A 20932-nucleotide genomic window follows, 5' to 3' on the forward strand; every position below is an offset into this window, starting at 1 on the left:
GGGGAGAACACCATCGGCGGGGTGCGGATCGGGCTGCTCGGCCCCCTCGAGGTGCGTGCCGGTGACGGTTCGGTCGTCGAGGTCGGTGGCGCGCGCCTGCGAGTGCTCGTCACGCTCCTGGCGCTGGAGCCCGGCCGGGTCGTCCCCGCCGCGCGCCTGGTCGACGGGGTCTGGGGCGAACAACCGCCCGCCGGCGCCGGCAACGCCCTGCAGTCGCTGGTGTCGCGGCTGCGGCGGGCGCTGCCCGACGGGGTGTTGCAGGCCCGCCCGACCGGGTACACCCTCGACGTCGAGCCCGGCGACGTCGACCACGTCGAGTTCGAGCGGCTCGTCGCGCGGGCCCGGGCGCCCGGCGAGCCGGCCGCCGCGGTCACGCTGTTCCGGCAGGCCGAGGCGCTGTGGCGGGGGCCGGCGCTGGCCGACGCCGGGGACGCGCCGTTCGCCGGGCCGTGGCGGGCGCGCCTCGGCGAGCTGCGCATCGCCGCGACCGAGGACCGCCTCGAGGCCGAGCTCGGCCTGGGGGAGCGGGTCGTGGCCGAGCTGGAGGCGCTCGTGGCCGCCCACCCGCTGCGGGAGCGGCTCGTCGCGCTGCTGATGCGCGCGCTCGCCGGTGCCGGGCGCGGGGCCGAGGCCCTGGCGGCGTTCGAGCGGTGCCGGGCACGGCTCGCCGACGAGCTGGGGGCCGACCCGTCGGCGGCGCTGCTCGAAGTACACCGGCAGATCCTGCGGGGCGAGGCCGGGCCCGAGTCCCGCGACCCCGCCCCCGGCAACCTGCGCGCCGCCCTGACGAGCTTCGTCGGCCGCGACGCCGACATCGCCGCCGTGCACCGGCTGGTGGCCGCGGGCCGGCTGGTCACCCTCGTGGGGCCGGGCGGCGCCGGCAAGACCCGGCTGGCGGTCGAGGCCGGGCGCACACTGCGCGACGAGCCCGCGTTCGACGGTCCGGCCGACGGCGTCTGGCTGGTGGAGCTGGCGCCGGTCAGCGACCCCGCGGACGTCATCCAGGCCGTCTGGGGCGCGCTCGGCCTGCGCGACCTGGCCGGCACCCCGGGGTCGGGCCGCCGCCCCGACGCCCCCGACGCGACCCGGCGCCTGGCCGGCGCGCTCGCCCACCGCCGGCTGCTGATCATCCTCGACAACTGCGAGCACGTCGTCGCGCCTGCCGCGGCGCTGGCCGAGCGGCTGCTGGGGGAGTCGCCGCACCTGCGCATCGTGGCGACGAGCCGCGAACCGCTCGGCATCACCGGCGAGACGCTCTACAGCGTGGAGCCGCTGGCGCTGCCCCCGCCCGGGGCCGCCGACCCCGAGCGGTTCGCGTCGGTCCGGCTGTTCCAGGAGCGAGCCGCGGCCGTACGCCCCGGGCTCGCCCCGGACCCCGACGCCGCCGCGCGCATCTGCCGGTCCCTCGACGGGATGCCGCTGGCGATCGAGCTCGCCGCCGCCCGCTGCCGCTCGCTCACCCCCGCCCACATCGCCGACCGGCTCGACGACCGGTTCCGGCTGCTCACCCGGGGCAGCCGCACCGCGCTGCCGCGCCACCAGACCCTGCGCGCCGCGGTCGACTGGAGCTGGGACCTGCTCACCGAGCCCGAGCGCGCGATGCTGCGCCGCCTCGCGATCTTCCCCGGCGGCGCGACGCTGGAGGCCGCAGCCGCCGTGTGCGACCCGGACGCCCGCCTCGGCGACCCCGACGAGCTGCTCACGACCCTGGCCGAGAAGTCGCTGCTGATCGCCGGCGACGACCTGCGATACCGCATGCTGGAGACCATCCGCGCCTACGGCCTGCAGCGCCTCGACGAGCAGGGCGAGACCGAGGCGCTGCGGCGCCGGCACGGCGCCTGGTTCCTGGCGCTCGCCGAGCGCCTCGAGCCCGAGCTGCGCGGCCGGCGGCAGCTGGAGGCGCTGGCCGCGCTCGCCGCCGAGCACGACAACCTGCACGGCGCGCTGCGGCGGGCGGTCGCGGCCGGGGACAGCGATCTCGCCGTGCGGATCGTCGCCGTCGCCGGCTGGTACTGGTGGCTCGGCGGCCACCGGGTCGAGGGCGCGACGCTCGCCGCCGCGGCCCTGGCGATGCCCGGCCCGTCCGACCCCAACGCCCGGGCCCTGGCCTGCGGGGTCGCCGCGGTCAACGGCTTCGACGGCCTCGGCGACACCGAGATGCTCGACGAGTGGTTCGCCGAGGCGGCGAGCTTCCGGGGCGAGCACTCCGTGGTCCGGCTCTTCCAGGCCGTCGCCGGCCTCTACCGCGAGGGCCCGGTCGGGGTGGTGCTGGAGCGCATCTCCGCGCTCGCCGACGACCCCGACCTGTGGATCGCGGGCCTCGGCCGTCTCCTCGTGGGGCACGCCCTGCTCAACACCGGCGGCCGCCGCGGCGAGGCGCTGGCTGCGTTCGAGTCGTCGCTGACCGCGTTCCAGGGCATCGGCGAGCGCTGGGGGATGTCGTTCGCACTGGCCGCGCTGGCCGAGGGCAAGGCCCAGCAGGGCCGGCACCGCGAGGCGATCGCGCACTACGAGGAGGCGCTGACGTATCTGCGCTCGCTCGGCGCGACCGAGGACCGGCCGGTGACCGAGGTGCGGCTGGCGCTGGAGTACCACCTGATCGGCGACGAGGCGCGCGCCGACGCGGCCCTGGCCGAGGCGCGCCGCACCGCCCTGCGCTCGGGCGTGCCCGACAGCATCGCCTTCGTGGAGTACGCGTTCGCCGACCGGGCCCTGCGCGCCGGCCGCCTCGACGAGGCCCGCGACCGCTTCACCCGGGCGCTCGAGCTCGTCGGCGACAACCGGGTCTCTCCGCAGATGCTGGGCCTGCTGCACAGCGGCCGTGCCGTCGTCCTTGCCCACGACGGCGAGCACGCCGCGGCCCGCGAGGCGATCCGCGCCGCGATCGCCCACGGCCGCAGCGCCTATGACACGCCGATGCTCGCCAACGCGCTCGCCCACGGCGCCGAGGTCGCGTCGCTGGCCGGCGACCCGGCCGGCGCGATGGTGCTGATGAGCGCGGCCGAGACCATCCGCGGCGCCGGGGACGAGACCTGCCCGTGGATCGAGCTCGTGTGCGAGTCCGCGCGCGCCGCCCTGAGCCCGCAGCAGCGGGAGGCCGCGGTCGATGAGGGCCGCAAGGCCACCGTCGAGAACGTCATCGACCTCGTCGCCGAGAAATTGCGTTGAACGTCCCCGGCCTCCTGGCGCAGGCTGGATAGCCGCAGCAGCCAGCAGCATCAATCCCGGGGGACCGTTCACCATGCGCCTGATCCGTGACCTCTGGGCCACGTCACCGCGCCGGACCGCGGTCGTGGCCTTCCTGGTCGTGCTCGGCGCGGCCGGGCAGGCCGCGGCGTCCGCGGTCGGCGGCTCGGTGCTCATCCACCGGTCGTGGACCATGTTCGCGGTGCTCGCGGCGGCCCTCGCCGCGGCCGTGCTCACCGACCTCGCCGTCGGGCTCATCATGGCCCGTCTCACCGCCGACTGGGCCGCCGACGTGCGCCGTCGCCTGTGCCGGGTCGCGTTCGGCCAGGACCTGCCGACGCTGGAGACCACGCCGGTCGGCGAGCTGCTCGATCGCATCGACGGCGATGTCTACCAGGTCGCCGGTGAGCTGCGCAACGCGGGCGTTCGCATCGCCCAGTCGGCCTGCTACACCGTGCTGTCCGTGGCGACCGCCCTGTTCGTGTGGTGGCCCGCGGGCATCGCGATGATCGTCATCACCGTGGGTCTGACCCTGGCCCTGCGCAAGCCGACGGCGAAGATCGCCGTCAGCCGCATGGGCGAGGAGGAGGCCTGGAGCGATCTCGCCGCCGTGATGGAGGAGAGCATCCACGGCCAGGACGACGTGCGCACCACACTCGCCCGGCCGTACGTGCTGCGCCTCTTCGCCCGCCGCGCCGCCGTCGTGCTCGAACGCGGCCGCAAGGTCTGGAACCGCTCCGCCGCCGTCACCTCCGTCGCCTCCGGCTTCGTCCGGCTCACCATCGCCCTCATCGTCCTCGGCGGCGTGTGGGCGCTCGCGACCGGCCACATCGACGTGGCCCGGCTCTCCGCGGTCTGGCTGCTCGCGCTGGGCTTCGGCGCGACCGTCGAGCACACCAGCCGGATGGTGCCCGACCTGCAGTACGCGCTCGGCGCCTGGGCCCGGGTGCAGCTGCTGCGGGAGGCCATACAGGAGCCCACCGGCGGCCGAACGCCCGTCGCCGGTGATCTGCAGGTCCGGGACCTGACCTTCCGGTACTCCGACACGGCCCGCAAACCGGCCCTGCGCGACGTGAGCCTCACGTTCGCCCGGGGCCGTTCCTATGCGCTGATCGGCCGCACCGGCTCCGGCAAGTCCACCCTCGCCAAGGTCCTCACCCGTGCCGTGGACCTGCCCCGCGGCACGGTGTTCCTCGGCGGCACCGACCTGCTCGACCTCGACCTGGAGCTGCTGCGCCGCTGGATCGCCGTCGTGCCGCAGCGCACCGAGATCCTCGCCGGCACCCTCGCCGAGAACATCGCGCTCTTCGACCCCGGCCTGCTGCCGGCGGCCGCCCGCGCCATCGAGGAGCTCGGCCTGTCCGGCTGGGTCGCCGAGCTGCCCGACGGCCTCGACACCCGCCTCGGCGACGGCGGGCACGTCCTGTCCGCCGGCCAGGAGCAACTGGTCGCGTTCGCCCGCATCGTGGTCCGCGACCCGCAGGTCGTCATCCTCGACGAGGCGACCGCCCGGCTCGACCCGGTGACCGAGGCGCAGGTGCAGCGGGCCACGGAGCGCCTGCTGGCCGGCCGCATCGGCATCATCGTGGCCCACCGGCTCTCCTCGGTGCAGCAGTGCGACGAGGTCGTCCTGCTCGCCGACGGCGCCGTGGTGGAGGCCGGCCCCCTCGCCGCCTCGCGGCGCTTCGCCGAGCTGCTGGCCGCCTCCGCCGTCGAGGTCGCCTCCCCGCGCGCGATCCGCCCGGTGGTGACCAGCGCCGCGGCCAAGGCCGACCCGCCGCCGCTGCCCGCCACGCCGAAGCCCCGCACGCTGTGGAACATCTTCAAGCTCGCGACCAACGACTGGCGCTTCGGCATCGTCTCCGTGGTCATGTTCGCCGTCATGTCCCTCGTCAGCCTCGACGGCTCCATCCTGCCGTGGCTGTGGGCCGACCTCGTCGACGGCGCGGGCGCGGCGTGGTGGCCGGCGCTGGGCATCACCGCGGCGCTGCTGGTCCCGCTGGCGCTGCCGTACTACACGGGCCGCTGGTTCCCCGAGTGGTGGGTACGCCAGCTGCTGCGCATCAGCCTCCGCCTCGTGCACGGCCAGACCGGTGCCCGCCGGGTCAGCAAGCACACCCCCGCCGAGGTCGTCGCCCAGGGCGGCGACACCGAGCGCGTGGTCGTGCTGGCCGACAACCTCGTCGACCAATGGATCTGCCTGTGGGTCCTGGTCTCGATGACGGTCGTCGCCGGCTCGTTCGTGCCCGCCTCGTTCATGGCGGCCACGATCGTCCTCTCCGGCCTGGCCGCCACCCTGTTCGGCCCGGCCCTGAAGCGCTCGGCCCAGAAGACGGTCACCGCCCGCGCCGCCTTCGCCACCGCCCTGGTCTCGTCGCTGTCGGCGGCGCGCACAGTCAAGCTGGCCGGCGCCACCACGCCCGTCCTGGCCCACCTGGCCGGCCTCGACCGCGTCCGCAGCGACCGTGTCCGCCGGGAGATCGCCGTGCAGGTCTGGGCCCGCTCCACGCCCGCCCTCGCCAGCGGCCTGCTGCCGATCGGCGCCTGGGCCCTGCTGCTGGCCGGCCACCTCTCGCCCGGCGCCGCCCTGGTCGCGGTCTCCACCTTGGGCTCGGCCCGCTGGTTCGCCTGGACCACGGCGTCGCTGATCTCCCAGCTGCCGTCGGCCCGGGTCTGGACCCGGCGCACGGTGGAGATGGTCGGCACCGGCGAGTACGCCGCCGCCGTCCCCGGCGTCGACCTCTCCGCCGGCACCGCCCCCGCCCCGCCGACCGCGCCGCGGCACCCCCTGCGCCGCCTGGAGCTGAAGGGCTTCGCCGCGGTCCACGAGGACGGCACGGTCGCGGTCCGGGACCTGGACCTGTCGGTGGAGCGCGGCCAGCTGGTCCTGGTCGTGGGGCCGGTCGGCTCCGGCAAGTCGTCGCTGCTGCGGGCGCTGGCCGGGATCGTGCACCACACGGGCAAGCTGCGCTGGAACGGCGAGCCGGTCACCGAGCCGGAGATGTTCCTGCGCCCGAACCAGATCGGCTACGTGGCCCAGGTTCCGCGGGTCCTGTCCGGAACGGTCGCCGACAACATCGCCCTGGGCCACGAGGTGGACGCCGACACCGCCGTGTCGACGGCCCAGCTGGACCACGACCTCAACGCCGCGGGCGCCGGCCTGGGCCTGCTGATCGGCCACAAGGGCACCCGCCTGTCGGGCGGCCAGCTCCAACGCCTGGCCCTGGCCCGAGCCCTGGCCCCGAGAACAGAACTGCTGATCGCCGACGACGTCTCGTCGGCCCTGGACGTGACGACAGAACTGGCCCTGTGGCAGGCTCTGCGCGACCACGGCGTGACGGTCATCGGCTCCACGTCGAAACGAGCGGCGCTGACCCAGGCCGACCGCGTGGTGGTCCTCCAGGCGGGCAAGGCCGCAGCCCAGGGCACCTGGCGCGAGCTCGAGGCCCGCTGGGGCCACCTGGCCGGCTGAACCTCCGCGAGCCCCGGGCCGTGCCTCCGCGGGCTCGCGGCGGTGTATCCATGCGTTCGCGGCGGTGTCTTCGTCGTGCCGGGGACGCCGTGAGCGTCAGCCGCCGACGTAGACCCAGGCCGTGTCGCCGGTGGCCAGCCGCGCCTCGACCCGTCGGTAGTCGTTGACCTCGTACTCGTCCGCGCGCCGAAGCTCCTCGTCGGTCAGCTCGAGCACCGAGCCGTTGACGGAGTCGGCGAGGTCACCGGTCGCAACCAGCACCGGCTGGTGGGTCTGGCCGCTGACCGCGACGACGCGCGGGTCGGTGATCTCGAGGCGGTCCAGCCGGTAGCCGAGGATGCGGTCGGGCCGCCCGGTGAGGTGGCGGCCGAAGTTGGCCTGCTGCACGTCTGGGTCGCGGAGGGTCCCGTAGGAGAACAGCAACGGCATGGATCAAGACCTTACCTGCGTGGATGCGTGCGAAGCGAGGGCGAGTGACGGATTCGGGTATGCGAGAGGGGCGGCGAGCCGCTATCGTTCGTCCACGTCGCAAGCAAGGTGCCGCATTACCCGCGGCGCTCAGGAGGTGCGGACCACGGCCAGGGACAGGTCACGGTCGGGTCCACGCCGACCGCTTGCCGGGGTGCAGTTCCGCGCGGCACGGGAGCGCCATGGTGGCGATCGTATCGGTCACGCTAAGCCGCACCCGGGCGCTGCCGATGTCGGGCAGGTGCGGGACAGACGGTGGCTGTGGTGGCTCCTTGCCGGGACGGCGGCGATCGGGGCGTATTTCGCGCTGCCCGCCCACTCCCTCGCCCGAGACGTCGCCTACGACGCCATCGGCACGCTCTCCGCGTTCGTGATGCTGGCCGGGGCCCGGCGCACGGACCGGCCGCGGCGGCTCGCGTGGCGCCTGGCCGCGGCCGGCACCCTGCTGTGGTCCACGGGCGACTGGATCTACACGTACCTGGAGTTCGGCGTCCACGTCGAGCCCTTCCCCTCCTCGGCGGACGTGTTCTACCTCAGCTCGTACCCCTTCCTGCTCGGCTCGCTGCTCATCCTCGGCCGGCGCCGCGCCCGGGAGCTGGGCTGGACGGCGATCGTCGACGCGCTGATCTTCGCCACCGGCACCGGTCTCGTGCTCTGGTCCGTCGTCATGGACCCGATCGCGCGCGACGGCACCGTGAGCCTCGGCGCGCGGGTCATCGCGCTCGCGTACCCGGCCGCCGACGTGCTGCTGCTCGTGCTGGTCGCGCGCCTGGTCGTCTCGGGCGCCTCGCGCGATGCCAGCACCCGGCTGCTCGTCGCGGCGCTGAGCGTGCTGCTGACCTCCGACATCGCGTACTCCGTCGTCAGCTCCCGCACCAGCTACGAATCCGGGCTGTTCGACGCGGGCTGGCTGCTGTCGTACGTGCTGTGGGCGGCCGCGGCCCTGCACCCCTCGGTCCGCGCCGCCGCGGGCCCGGCCCGTGACGACCCCATGCCCGGCGGCGCCCGCCTGGCGGTGCTCGCCGCCTCGTCGCTGCTGGCGCCCGCGGTCCTGGTGCTGCAGGGGGTCATGGAACCGCGCCGCATCGCGTGGCTCGCGATCGGCGTCAGCGCGGCGGCGCTGTTCCTGCTCGTGCTGGTGCGCATGGCCGGCCTGGTCGAGCAGGTGCGCACCCTCGCCATGCGCGACGAGCTCACGGGCCTGGCCAACCGGCGGGCGCTCGAGGCCGCGATCCGCGCGGAGCTCGCCGCCGGGGGCCGTTCCCACGTCGTCCTCATCGACCTCGACGACTTCAAGGCGGTCAACGACCGGCTCGGCCACGGCGTCGGCGACCGGCTCCTGGCGGCGGTCGCCGGGCGCCTCGGCACGCTCGTGCGCCCCGGCGACACCGTGGCCCGCCTCGGCGGCGACGAGTTCGCGGTGCTGATGCCCCGCACCCCCGCCGACGTCGCCGACCGCATCGTCGCCGGCATCGCCGCCGCCCTGTCCGAGCCGCTGTCCGCCGGCCCGTACCGCCTGCTCATGCGCGCCAGCATCGGCGTCGCCGACGACCACGCCACGGACGACCCGTTCGAGCCCCTGCGCCGCGCCGACGTCGCCATGTACGCCGCCAAGGTCACCGGCGGCCGCCACGTGCGCTACGAGCCGGGGCTCGACGAGCGCGCCACCGAGCACGCCCAGCTCGGCGCCGAGCTGCGCACGGCCCTCGACGAGGAGCAGTTCTTCCTGGTGTACCAGCCGATCGTGGCGCTTCCCGAGGGGCGCGTGAGCGCGGTGGAGGCGCTGGTGCGCTGGCGCCACCCGCAGCGCGGCGTCGTCGGCCCCGCCGACTTCGTCCCCGTCGCCGAGCACAACGGCCTGATCGTCGAGCTGGGCCGCTGGATCCTGCGCGCCGCCTGCGCCCGGGCCGAGTCCTGGCGCCGCACCCAGGGCGAGGTGGCCCCCGACTACGTCTCGGTGAACGTCTCGGCCCGCCAGCTGTCCGAGCCCGGATTCCCGGATTTCGTCGCCGCGGTGCTGCACGAGACGGCCCTGCCGCCGGCCGCGCTGACCATCGAGGTCACCGAGACCGCGGTCTTCGACAGTTCGACGGCCCTGGACGCGCTGCGCGCCGTGAAGGCGCTGGGTGTGCGGATCGCCCTGGACGACTTCGGCACCGGGCACTCCTCGCTGGGCCTGCTGCGTACGGCCCCGGTCGACGTGCTGAAGGTCGACAAGTCCTTCGTGGACGACCTGGCCGGCGGGGGGCGCTCGGTGATCGCGACGGCCCTGATCGACGTGTCGAACCACCTCGGCCTGACGGCGGTCGCCGAGGGCGTGGAGACGGCGGAGCAGGCCGACGCGCTATACCGCATGGGCTACCGCTACGTCCAGGGCTACCGCTTCGGCCGCCCCGCCGAGGACCCGGACTTCGCGGTCTCGCTCGCCCTCTCGATCTGAACAAGCGCTCGATTGACCCGTGCCGGTCATAACCGATAAATCCGGCGCCGAGCACCGCACTAGTCCGCGCTAAAGCTGACATAGGCGGGCATCAGGGCGACAGGGGAAATGTCGGTTTTCATGACAATCGCCGGTCGGCTGGCACATATTCGTGCACGTCGGTGCCTTGCTGGACCCGATCGCGCAGGTGGGAGCGCTTCCGTGCATGTCAGCGGGTTGGGCTGAAAGCATTTCGACCGGTAAGGGGTCGAACGATGACCGTGCGATGACTGTCACAACCGTAACAACACTTCGAACGGCGGAAATAGGCCGTTGACACGGCCGTAACGTGTTGCCACCATTCCGAAAAGGTTTTCGAGAGTGACCTTGAAGGGTGGTGGCCCCCATGATCCGTCGGATGCTGGCTCTGCTCGCCGCCGTGGCGGTGCTCACCGCGTGCAGCGCCTCGCCGCACCCCAGGCCCGGGCCGCCGCCGGTCGACGGCGCCGACAGCGGCGGACGGATCGTGCTGTGGTCGCGCTCCCAGCTTGAGGTGCAGGCGACCCTGCTCGTCGACGCGTACAACGCCACGCACACCAACCAGGTCGAACTGACCCTCGTGGCCGGCGACGACCTCGGCGCCCGCATCGACACCGCCGCCCAGGCCGGATCGCTGCCCGACCTGCTCGCCGGCGGGCTCGCCGAGGTGCCCGGCTGGACCGGGCGCGGGCTCTACCAGGACGTCACCGCGCGGGTCGAGCGCCTGCCCTTCGCCGCGCAGCTCGACCCGGCCTCCGTGGGGGCCGGGACGAAGGACGGTGCCCGGCACGCGCTGCCGTTCGTCGTGAACCCCGAGGGCGGCGACGGCATCGGCATCACCCGCGATTCCAAGAAGGCCGACCAGGCCTGGAACTTCATCGCCTGGCTGCTCTCCGAGGAGGCGCAGGTCCAGGTGCTGGCCCGTAACGGGGACGAGGTCGCGCGGGCCGACCTGAAGACGAACGAATTCACAACCGCCCAGAAAGGTGCCCGTTCGTGAGAACAGTCCGGCCACGCGTCGCGGCCGCCGCCGCGGTCGCCGGCCTGCTGCTGACCACCCTCGTATCCCAACCCGCGCACGCCGCCCCCAACTCCGCCACGCCCTACCCGACGTTCACCGGCAGCGCCAACCCGGTGCCGGACGAGCGCACCGGGTACCACGTCCGCAACCAGCTCCAGGCGATCTTCGACACCGACGTCGCCGCCGGGGCCGGATCGAGCCCGGACAACGACTTCTGGATCGACCGCATGCTCGCGCGGACCGGCAACCAGCCGGGCGGCTCCAACGGCGACGCGAACGGCTACCTGTTCAGCCGCGGCCGCGCCGTGTTCATGAAGACGCACTCGCCCGGCGTGCTCGGCTTCGGCGGCGAGGTCGCCTACATCGAGTCGATCGCGGGCGGGCAGGGCGCGTACACCATCACCGCCTCGGTGGGCGGCGCCGACGTGGCGCTGACCGAGGACGTCGCCCAGCGCAAGCAGGCCCCGAGCTACTTCCGCACGGTCTTCAACAACACCGCGAACGGGCTGCGCATCACCGAGACGAAGTTCATCACCGACGCCAACGTCGCCGTGACGAACCTCGACGTCGCGAGCACCAACGGCGCGGCCAAGAGCGTCGTGCTCACCGCCAGCTCCGCGTTCGCCAAGACCACCGCGAGCGACAACGGCGAGCTGACCGGCGCGGTGCGCGCCTTCAACCAGCTCACCACGATCTTCCCGCGCTTCTCCGGCGACGGGTTCGCGCCGGTGGACGGCACGCTCAAGCAGACCGTGTCCGTGCCGGCGTCGGGCTCGGTGAAGACCAAGGTGCAGCTGGGCTTCACCACCAAGGAGCAGCCGGCCTCTGCCACCGAGTACGCGCGCTACCGCGGCCTGTCCCCGGCGGCGGCCTACACCGAGCAGGTGCGCGCGTACAACCAGTGGTGGGCCGACAACGTGCCCTACCTGGACACGCCCGAGAACAACATCGACAAGACGCTGTTCTACCGCTGGTGGCTCATGCGGTACAACTTCCTCGACGCCGACCTGCCGGGCAACGACTACCAGTTCCCGACGTCGATGGAGGGCGTGCTCGGCTACAACAACGCCATCGTGCTGACCGTCGGCATGTTCGTCGACGACCTCAAGTACTTCCGCGACCCGGTCTACTCCTACGGCCCGTGGGTCTCGGCCGGCGAGGTGTCCAAGAGCTCGAAGTACGTCGACAACCCCGGCGACCCGGCCAACTGGTCGAACTCGTACACGGAGTACATCTCCGAGGCCGCCTGGCGCTCCTACCAGCTGCACGGCGGGCCCGCGCCCATCGCGCAGAACCTCGCCGAGTACGCCGAGTACGACGTCAAGGGCCTGCAGCAGGCGTACGACTTCGACGGCAACGGCCTCATCGAGTACAACTGGGGCGCCATGACGGGCAACGACGCCGACGCGGTGTCGTTCCACTGGAAGTCCGGCTACATGGACCGGGCCGAGAACGCCTACCTGTACTCCAACGCCAAGGCCGCCGCGGCCGCCTACCGCGTCGCCGGCGACACCGCCAAGGCCGAGGAGATGGACGCGTTCGCCGAGCGCATCAAGGCGGCGGTGCTGCAGTACCTGTGGGAGCCCGCCCGCACGACGCCGGACCAGATGGGCCTCTACGGCAACCTGCTCAAGCACCGCCTGGTCTCCGGCAACCAGCTCGTGCCGTGGAAGGAGATCAACAACTACTACCCGTACTCGGTCGGGCTGATGCCCAAGCCCGGTGACCCCGACTACACGCAGCCCTACGTCGAGGCACTGCGGCTCTTCGCCGACAACGCGCAGTACCCCATCTTCCCGTTCACCACCGCCAACCAGGCCGACAAGGCCGCGGCCGCGGCGGCCGGGGAGCCGGGCAGCAACAACTTCTCGATCATCAACTCGACGGTGACGTTCCGCATGCTCTCCTCGGCGCTGCGCAACTACCCGACGAACTACATCGACGCCGAGTGGTACAAGAAGCTGCTGTACTGGAACGCCTGGGCGCAGTACCAGAACAACGGCGACAACCGCTACCCGGACCAGAACGAGTTCTGGGCCGACGGCTCCGCGACCGCCGGGACGATCGGCTACCGCTCCTGGATCCACCACACGATCCTGGGCGCCACGAACTTCACCGTCATCGAGGACGCGATGGGCCTGCGCCCGCGCTCGGACGCCAAGGTGGAGCTCGACCCGATCAACATCGGCTGGGACCACTTCACCGCCAACAACATCCGCTACCGCGACCGCGACCTCACCATCGTGTGGGACGCGCCCGGCGGCACGCGGTACTACGGCAACGACGTCCCGGAGGGCTACTCCGTCTACCTCGACGGGCAGCTCGCCTTCACCGCGGACAAGCTCGGCAAACTCGTCTACGACCCGGCCACCGGCACCGTCGAGGCGGCCGCCGGCGTGCAGGTGCTCACCCACAACGCGATCGCCGTCAAGGCGCCGCAGGACGTCACCTACGCCGCCGACGCGCGCATCGTCGACGTCATGGCCAAGGCGGGCGCCGACATCCAGCCGGCCAGCACGGGCTCTGCGAACTTCGCCCAGGGCCGCCCGGCCACCGCGACCTTCTCCGCCTCGGGCCGCGGCCCGGCCGGGGCCGTGAACGGCACGACGATCAACGAGCCCTTCTGGGGTACGGCGGGATCGCCGAACGCCTCCGACTCGATCGACATCGACCTGCAGGGCGAGCGCTCGATCGACGACGTGCGCGTGTACTTCTACAACACCACCACGACCGCGACGGTCCAGGGCTACGCACCCCCGGCCCAGTTCACGGTCTCCTACGACGACGGCTCCGGTTCCAATTGGAGGCTGGTGCCGAACGAGTTCCGCTCGCCCGCCTACCCGCGCGGCAACCTGAACCAGGTCCGGTTCCCCTCCGTCAAGGCCAAGAAGCTGCGCATCACCGTGCAGCACAGCCCGGGCGCGAAGACCGGCATCAAGGAGGTCCAGGCCTTCGGCACCGGCGTCGCGGCCCCCGCGGCCGTGAACAACCCGCCGCTGGCCGACGCGTGGCTCGACTCGTCCTACAGCCAGGCCGGCTCGGCCCGCATCATCGGGCTCGCCCAGGACGACGGCGACCCGGGCACGGCGCTCACCTCGGCCTGGACGGTCGTTGACGCGCCCGACGGCGGCTCGGCGGCCTTCGACCCGGCCAACGCGCCGAGCACGGTGGCCCGGTTCACCAAGTCCGGCCGGTACACCCTGCGCCTGAGCGTCGCGAACGGCCAGGCGACCTCCACCAAGGACCTCGTGGTCAACGCGACCGCGCTGGCCGAGGGCGAGATCAACGTGGCGAGCACGGCGACGCCGTCGGCGAGCTTCACCGCCGGCTGGAACAACGTCAACGCGGTCAACGACGGCAAGCCCTCGCTGTTCAGCGGCGGCGCGCAGACCGACCTGTGGGGCACCTGGACCGGCAGCGAGCCGGCGACCCGGTGGCTGCAGTACGACTTCCCGTCGGCCGTGCGCGTGGACCGCGCCTCGATCGACTTCTGGTCGGACAGCACCACGGGAGGCAGCGGCGTCGCGGTTCCCAAGTCGTGGAAGCTGCAGTATTGGGACGGTGCGGCCTGGCAGGACGTGACCAACCCCGTCGGCTTCGACCCGGCCGTGCGCGGGCGCACCAACCAGGTGTCGTTCTCCCCGGTCACCACCACCCGCCTGCGGGCCACGTTCAACGCCCTGCCCAACGCGGCCGGCACCGCCTACTCGGCGGTCGGCGTCTCCGAGTGGCGGGTCCTGGCCGCCGCGGCCGGCTCCGTCAAGGGCGTGGACGCGCGCACCCAGCTCGGCGTCGTGCCGACGCTGCCGTCCACCGTGGACGTCACCTACGCCGACGGCACCACGCTGCCGGTCGCGGTGGCGTGGGGCGCGATCGACCCGGCCAAGGTGGCGGCGATCGGCGACTTCACGGTCACCGGCTTCGTCACCGGCACCACGCTGACGGCCACGGCCCACGTCTGGGTCCGCGGCAGCGACCCGGTGCAGATCAACACCATCGATCCGGTGGCGGTCACCACCAAGGTGGGCGTCGCGCCGAAGCTGCCCACCGGCGTCACCGTCGGGTACAACGACGGCTCGCGGCAGAGCGGCATCGCGGTCACCTGGGCGGCGATCGACCCGGCCAAGTACGCGGCGGCGGCCACCTTCGAGGTGAGCGGTCAGGTGGCCGGCACCGACAAGACGGCCACCGCGACGGTCACCGTCGGCGACGGCGGCCCGAGCGACACCGCCCCGCCGGTCGCGGTGCTGGCGGCCGACCCGGACCCGGCCGGCGGCTGGACGACGTCGAACGTCACCGTCACCGCGACGGCGACCGACAACGCCGACCCGGCGCCGAAGATCGAGATCGCGGTCGGGTCGGGGGCCTTCCAGGCGTACACCGGGCCGGTCACGGTCTCCGCGGAGGGCTCGACAACCGTGAAGGCCCGGGCCACCGACAAGGCGGGCAACGTCTCGCCGGTGACCGAGCGGAGCATCGGCATCGACCGCACCGCGCCGACGGCCACCGCGGCCCTCGACGCGGCCAGCCGCTCGGTGACCATCACCGGCACCGACGCGCTGTCCGGTATCGGGGCCGTGCAGTACCGGCTCACCGTCGGTGGCGTCGTGACACAGGACTGGACGAACGCGTCCGGGGCAGTGCTGATCGGCTCGCAGGCGACCACGGTCGACTACCGGGCCGTGGACAGGGCCGGCAACACCTCCGCCACCGGCTCGCTGCAGGTCGCGGCGGGTCAGGCGCCGGTGAACGTGGCCCGCACGGCCACCGCCTCCGCGTCCTACACCCCGGGCTGGGTCACCGCCGACAACATCAACGACGGCGTCCAGCCGACCGGGCCGGTCGGGCCGAACACCGACGTGTGGAACACCTGGCCGCAGGTGGGCGAGCAGTGGATCCAGCTCGACTGGGCCTCGCCGGTCACCGTCGAGCGCAGCCGGATCTGGTTCACCCAGGACCTCGACGACTCCGGGGCCGGGGTCGCGCCGCCGAAGACCTGGAAGCTGCAGTACTGGACCAGCGCCGGCACCTGGGCCGACGTCGAGCAGCCGGCGGCCTACGGCACCTCCGCCACCGAGTGGAACACCGTGACCTTCAAGGCGGTCACGACCACGAAGCTGCGGGCCCTGCTCACCGCGAGCGGGACCGAGGAGGGCAAGGGCGCGCCCGGCGTGCAGGAGTGGGAGGTCTACGACGTGCCCGGCAACCCGGCGCCGCAGTTCGACGTCGAGGTTCAGGCCAAGACGCAGTGCATCGGCGGCAGCGCCTACGTGTCCGTCAACGCCCGCAACGCCGACGACCAGACGCTCACCATCGAGCTGGTCACGCCGTACGGGTCGCGGACGGTCACCGGTGTCGCCCCCGGCAAGACCGCCTACCAGTCGTTCAACGCCCGCACCGCCTCGGTGCCGGCGGGCACGGCCACGGTCAAGGTCACCGGTCCGAACGGATCCATGCAGATCAAGGCCCCCTACACCGCGTCCAGCTGCTAGGAAGGCAAAACTTGAGACCGCTCCGCATGATCGCGGTTGCCGGTCTGGTGCTGGCCGGGCTGCTCGTCAGCCCGGCCGGCCCGGCCCACGCCGCGGATTCGTACACCTTCACGCACCAGGGCAACCCGATCCTCGCCGACGGCAGCTACTACTCGGCCGACCCGGCCCCGCTCGTCGCCGGCGACCAGCTCTACATCTACACCGGCCACGACCAGGCCGGCCCCACCACCAACGACTTCCAGATGAACGAGTGGGGCGCGTTTCGCACCGGTGACGTCCAGAGCGGGCAGTGGACCCACTTCCCGTCGCTGGCCCGCCCCGAAACCCTGTTCAGCTGGGCCACGGCCGGGCGCGCCTACGCCGGCCAGGTGGTCCAGGGCCCCGACGGGCGCTACTACTGGTATCTGCCGGTCAGCGAGCGCAGCAGCACCGCCGCCGACAAGTTCGCCATCGGCCTGGCCGTGTCCGACAGCCCGACCGGGCCGTGGACCGACTACATCGGGGGTCCGCTGATCTCCCAGCGGGTGCCGACGGCGAACGACATCCAGAACATCGACCCGACCATCCTCGTTGAGAGCGGTCACATTTACGTCTACTGGGGCACCTTCGGGCAGCTGCGGGTGCTGGAGTACGCCTCCGACATGAAGACGCCGGTCGGCACCCAGAAGTCCGTCACGGGCCTCACCGGCTTCTTCGAGGCGCCCTGGATCTTCTCCCGCAACGGCACGTACTACCTCGCCTACGCCGGCAACAACGCCGGCCCGACCTCGTCGTGCACCCCGGCGAACTACCACGCCTGCATCGCCTACGCGACCGCGTCCTCGCCGACCGGCCCGTGGACCTACCGCGGCACGGTGCTCGCACCGGTGTCGTCGACCACGAGCCACCCGGGCATCATCCAGTTCAACGGGCAGTGGTACATCACCTACCACACCGCCGACGCGGTCGGCGGCGGGCACTTCCGCCGGTCGGTCGCGATCGACAAGGTGGAGTGGGACGACACCCAGTCGCCGCCGCGGATGAAGATGGTCGTCCAGACGCCGGTGAAGCAGCGCGACCGCACCCCGCGGGCGAACATCGCCCAGGAGGCCAAGGTCACCGTCTCCAACGACCCGGTGCCGACGCAGTACTGGGTGAAGGCCCTCAACGACGAGATCGTGCGCGCCAACCCGCTCCCGCCGGACATGTGGGGCACGTGGACCGGCAGCAACCCACCGCAGCAGTGGGTCCAGTACACCTGGGACTCCCCGATGCGGATCGCGGGCTCGCAGATCGACTTCTGGAACGACCAGGCGCAGGGCACCGGCATCGGCGTCGCCGCGCCGGCGAAGTGGCGGATCCAGTACTGGAACCTCGCCACCGGGCAGTGGGCCGACGTGCCCAACCCCAGCGGCTACCCGACCTCGACCTCGGGCTTGCAGAACACCACGTTCGACCCGGTCACCACCACGCAGGTCCGCGCGGTCTTCGACGCCTCGACCAACGGCAGCACGTACTCCGCCGTCGCCGTCGAGGAGTGGAAGGTCCTCGCCGCCCAGCCGGCGGCCGTCACCGCCCCGGCGATCACCGTCGAGGTCGGCGAGACCGAGCTGCCCGGCACCCTGCCGGTGACGTTCGGCGCCGAGACGCTGCAGGTGCCGGTCTACTGGGACCCGGTCACCGCCGCCGACGTCGCCGAGCCGCGCCAGTTCACCGTCAAGGGCTCCGTGCTCGGCTACGCGGCCGGCCAGGTCTCGGCCCCGGTGAGCGTGGTCTCGCCCGGTGACACCGCCGGCGACGTGACCGCCCCGACCCTGACGCTCACCCCGAGCGGCAGCGCCGGCACCGGGGGCTGGTTCCGCTCCGCGGTCAAGGTGCGGATCGGGGCCGTGGACGACCGCGGCGGGCGGATGACGATCGAGTCCAAGGTGGACGGTGGCAGCGCGGCCAGCGCGTCGCCGGTGCGCTACACCGACGTCACCGTGACCGGCGACGGCCAGCACACCGTGACCGCGACGGCCACGGACCGGGCCGGCAACGTCTCGGCGGCCGCGAGCCTGCCGGTGCGCATCGACGCCACCCCGCCCGTCAGCACCGCTACGCTGAACGGCGCCCGGGCCGTTACGCTCGCCGCGACCGATGCCACCTCCGGCGTCGCCCGCATCGAGTACGCGGTGGACACGGGCGCGTGGACCGCCTACACCGGGCCGATCGCGGCGCCGGACTCGAACAAGCACACGGTGTCGTTCCGCGCGACCGACAACGCCGGCAACGCCGAGACGGCGAAGACGGCGACGATCCCGGCCGACCTGTCCGGGCCGCTGTCGGGCAACGTCGCGCCGATCGGGGTGCCGACGGCGTCGTACACGGCCGGCTGGAACAGCATCACCGCGCTCAACGACAATGCCGACCCCGCCAACCCGGCCCAGGCCCAGATCTGGGGCACCTGGTCCGGCAGCCGGCCGGCGACGCAGTGGGTGCAGTACGACTGGGCGCGGCCGATCCGGCTCACCGGCGCCGAGCTCAAGTTCTGGAAGGACTCCAACCGGGGCACCGGCGACGGCGTGGCCGAGCCCGACGGCTGGAAGCTGCAGTACTGGGACGGAACCGCGTGGCAGGACGTGTCCGGCGCGACCGCCTACGGCACCTCCACGACGGCGTTCAACACCGTGAGCTTCACCCCGGTGACGACCTCGCGGCTGCGCGCCACGATCAGCGCCAACGGCAACGGCACCACCTACTCGGCGGTCGCGATCACCGAGTGGCGCGTCTTCGCCGACGACCCCGGCACGGCCCCGGTCACGGTCCCCGTCACCGTGACGGTCCAGCCGCGCTGCATCGCCGGCAAGGCGTACCTCGCCGTGCAGGCCCGCAACGACCACGACTCGGCGATCGACGTGGCCGTCGAGACCGCCTACGGCGAGCGGTCCTTCGCGGCCGTCGCCCCGGGCGCCAACGCCTACCAGGCCTTCGCGGTCCGCGCCGCGTCGGTCCCGGCCGGCACCGTCACCGTCCGCGCGACCGGGACTGTCGGCGGCAAGAAGGTCACCACCCCCATCACCGCCGACTACGGCACCCTCACCTGTTAGGAGTACGCATGAACGCACGCGCTCGACTCCACCTGGCCACCGCCACGGCCGTGCTGGCCGGCAGCACCGCCTTCGCGGGCGTCGCGGCCGCCGACCCCGGGGACTCAAGCGACGTCCAGGTGACCGTCGACATCCCCGTGATCCACCAGCCCGGCGTCCTGGCCCTCAGCGTCGCCGCCAACGCGGTCAACCTGGCGGAGAACGGCTCCACCGCCCTGGTGCGCCAGTTCACCGGCACCCTGCCGACGGTCACCGTCACCGACACCCGCACCACGCAGGAGATCCCGGCCGGGGCGAGCTGGGCGGTGCTGGGCACGTCCAGCGACTTCACCGGCACCGCCGGGCAGCCCGCGATCACCGCCGGTCACCTCGGCTGGAAGCCGCGCCTGATCGACGGCGGCGAGACCGGCCAGGTGACCGAGGGTGAGGAGGTCGTGACCGTCCTGGACGACCCGACGCAGCCGGGGAACAACGTCGGCCTCAAGGACCAGGAGCTGCTGGTCTCCACGTACGACTCGGCGGCGGTGACCGGCGGCTCGTACGACGTGAACGCCGACCTCTACCTGCGCACCCCCGGGGACGTCGCGGCCGGCTCCTACCACGCCACCCTGACGATCTCGCTCTTCGAGTAATGATCCTGTCCCGCTCGGCCGGGACCGCGGTGGTGGTGCTCACCGCGGTCCTGGCCGTCCCCCTCGCCCCCACGGCGGCCGGTGCGGACCCCAGCCCCAGCCCGGCCGGCAAGCTCACCTGGACCGTCCAGCCCGCCACCGAGAGCGGGCCGGACGGCCGGCGCTGGGTCGAGCGCACCCTCGACCCGGGCCAGGTCGTCACCGAGCACATCGCGGTGCGCAACCTCGGCAAGACCCCCGCGGTCTTCGCCCTGTCGGCCGCCGACGGATACCTCACCGACAAGGGCCGCTTCAACATGCTCCCCGCCGACCAGCCCTCCAAGGACGGCGGCACCTGGATCGCGGTCGAGAAGCAGGTCACCGTCGGCGCGAACGAGACGAAGGTCGTGCCGTTCACCATCACCGTCCCGCGCGACGCCGCCCCGGGCGACCACCCGGCCGGCATCGCCGCCTCGGTGCTCAGCACCAACGGCACCGTCCAGGTCGACAGCCGGGTCGGCTTCCGGGTGATGCTGCGCGCCAGTGGCAACGTGCAGGCCACGCTGGCCGCGCACGGGCTCACCGCGCGCTACGAGCGCTCGTGGAACCCGCTGCGCCCCGGCTCGGTCCACGTCACGTACACGCTCGTCAACACCGGCAACGTGCGGGTCGACGCCCGCGCCGGCGCCTCCGTCGCCGAGCTGTTCGGCGCCCGCCGCCGCGACGGCGGGGTGGACGCGGGGGAGTTGCTGCCCGGCGGCAGCCGCGCGGCCGACACCCGCATCCGCGGCGTGTGGGGCCTGGGCCACGTGAAGACCACGGTGGCGCTCACCCCGTCCGTGCTCGGCGAGGCCGGGGCGGGCACGCGGGCGAGCCCGGCGACGGCCGAGGTGACGGCCTGGATCGTGCCCTGGCCGCAGCTCGTGTTGCTGGTACTGCTGGTGGCCCTCTTCTTCGTCCTGCGCACGGTGCGCCGCGCGCGCCGCCGCCGCCTCACCCGGCTGCTGGACGAGGCCCGGCGCGAAGGACGGGCCTCGGCGGTCGCGGCACAGTAATTGTTGTTAGCGCTAACAAATCGGATTCCAACACCTCAAATCCATTGTTGACCCGATGGAAAGTGAGCGCTAACAATTGGAGTCAGTACACCCCTCGGGAA

9 protein-coding genes are annotated in these 20932 nt (G+C 73.0%); 8 read left to right on the top strand and 1 reads right to left on the bottom strand.

Going from position 1 to position 20932, the window contains the following annotated elements; translation table 11 throughout:
• Positions 1–21: 21 nt before the first annotated feature.
• Complete coding sequence (locus ACQPY0_RS24630) at positions 22–3168, top strand: BTAD domain-containing putative transcriptional regulator (protein ID WP_432993070.1); 3147 nt, start codon at positions 22–24, stop codon at positions 3166–3168.
• 73 nt (positions 3169–3241) lie between these two features.
• Entirely contained in the window at positions 3242–6658 is a 3417-nt protein-coding gene (locus tag ACQPY0_RS24635) for an ATP-binding cassette domain-containing protein (protein WP_432993073.1), read from the top strand.
• Between the two features lie 96 nt (positions 6659–6754).
• Here the strand turns inward: ACQPY0_RS24635 and ACQPY0_RS24640 are convergent, their stop codons facing one another.
• Complete coding sequence (locus ACQPY0_RS24640; RefSeq protein WP_432993076.1) at positions 6755–7087, bottom strand: gamma-glutamylcyclotransferase family protein; 333 nt, start codon at positions 7085–7087, stop codon at positions 6755–6757.
• A 280-nt stretch (positions 7088–7367) separates the two neighbouring features.
• Here ACQPY0_RS24640 and ACQPY0_RS24645 point away from each other — a divergent pair, with 280 nt between their 5' ends.
• From ACQPY0_RS24645 to ACQPY0_RS24670, 6 genes are all read left to right on the top strand, one after another.
• Complete coding sequence (locus tag ACQPY0_RS24645) at positions 7368–9566, top strand: putative bifunctional diguanylate cyclase/phosphodiesterase (RefSeq protein ID WP_432993079.1); 2199 nt, start codon at positions 7368–7370, stop codon at positions 9564–9566.
• Positions 9567–9963: 397 nt separating this feature from the next.
• A complete protein-coding gene (locus tag ACQPY0_RS24650; protein WP_432993082.1) occupies positions 9964–10584 on the top strand; it encodes a hypothetical protein in 621 nt (206 codons plus the stop codon).
• Positions 10581–16097 (top strand): galactose-binding domain-containing protein, encoded by a 5517-nt coding sequence (locus ACQPY0_RS24655; protein ID WP_432993085.1) that lies wholly within the window; start codon positions 10581–10583, stop codon positions 16095–16097. The genes ACQPY0_RS24650 and ACQPY0_RS24655 overlap by 4 nt, the downstream gene beginning before the upstream one ends.
• Before the next feature lie 26 nt (positions 16098–16123).
• Positions 16124–19165, top strand: a complete 3042-nt coding sequence (locus ACQPY0_RS24660) for an OmpL47-type beta-barrel domain-containing protein (RefSeq protein WP_432993088.1) — start codon at positions 16124–16126, stop codon at positions 19163–19165.
• 8 nt (positions 19166–19173) lie between these two features.
• Positions 19174–19797: a hypothetical protein gene (locus tag ACQPY0_RS24665; protein WP_432993091.1), complete on the top strand. Its 624-nt coding sequence runs from the start codon at positions 19174–19176 to the stop codon at positions 19795–19797.
• Positions 19797–20831 (top strand): hypothetical protein, encoded by a 1035-nt coding sequence (locus ACQPY0_RS24670; RefSeq protein WP_432993094.1) that lies wholly within the window; start codon positions 19797–19799, stop codon positions 20829–20831. The genes ACQPY0_RS24665 and ACQPY0_RS24670 overlap by 1 nt, the downstream gene beginning before the upstream one ends.
• Positions 20832–20932: the final 101 nt, after the last annotated feature.

Origin of the sequence: Dactylosporangium sp. CA-233914, assembly GCF_050942935.1 — a bacterium.
Classification (GTDB): domain Bacteria; phylum Actinomycetota; class Actinomycetes; order Mycobacteriales; family Micromonosporaceae; genus Dactylosporangium.

Excerpts from the sequence above, each read along its gene's own strand:
- ACQPY0_RS24660 (WP_432993088.1), top strand. The coding sequence starts at position 16,124 with ATGATCGCGGTTGCCGGTCTGGTGCTGGCCGGGCTGCTCGTCAGCCCG.
- ACQPY0_RS24635 (WP_432993073.1), top strand. The coding sequence starts at position 3,242 with ATGCGCCTGATCCGTGACCTCTGGGCCACGTCACCGCGCCGGACCGCG.
- ACQPY0_RS24665 (WP_432993091.1), top strand. The coding sequence starts at position 19,174 with ATGAACGCACGCGCTCGACTCCACCTGGCCACCGCCACGGCCGTGCTG.
- ACQPY0_RS24650 (WP_432993082.1), top strand. The coding sequence starts at position 9,964 with ATGCTGGCTCTGCTCGCCGCCGTGGCGGTGCTCACCGCGTGCAGCGCC.
- ACQPY0_RS24640 (WP_432993076.1), bottom strand. The coding sequence starts at position 7,087 with ATGCCGTTGCTGTTCTCCTACGGGACCCTCCGCGACCCAGACGTGCAG.
- ACQPY0_RS24670 (WP_432993094.1), top strand. The coding sequence starts at position 19,797 with ATGATCCTGTCCCGCTCGGCCGGGACCGCGGTGGTGGTGCTCACCGCG.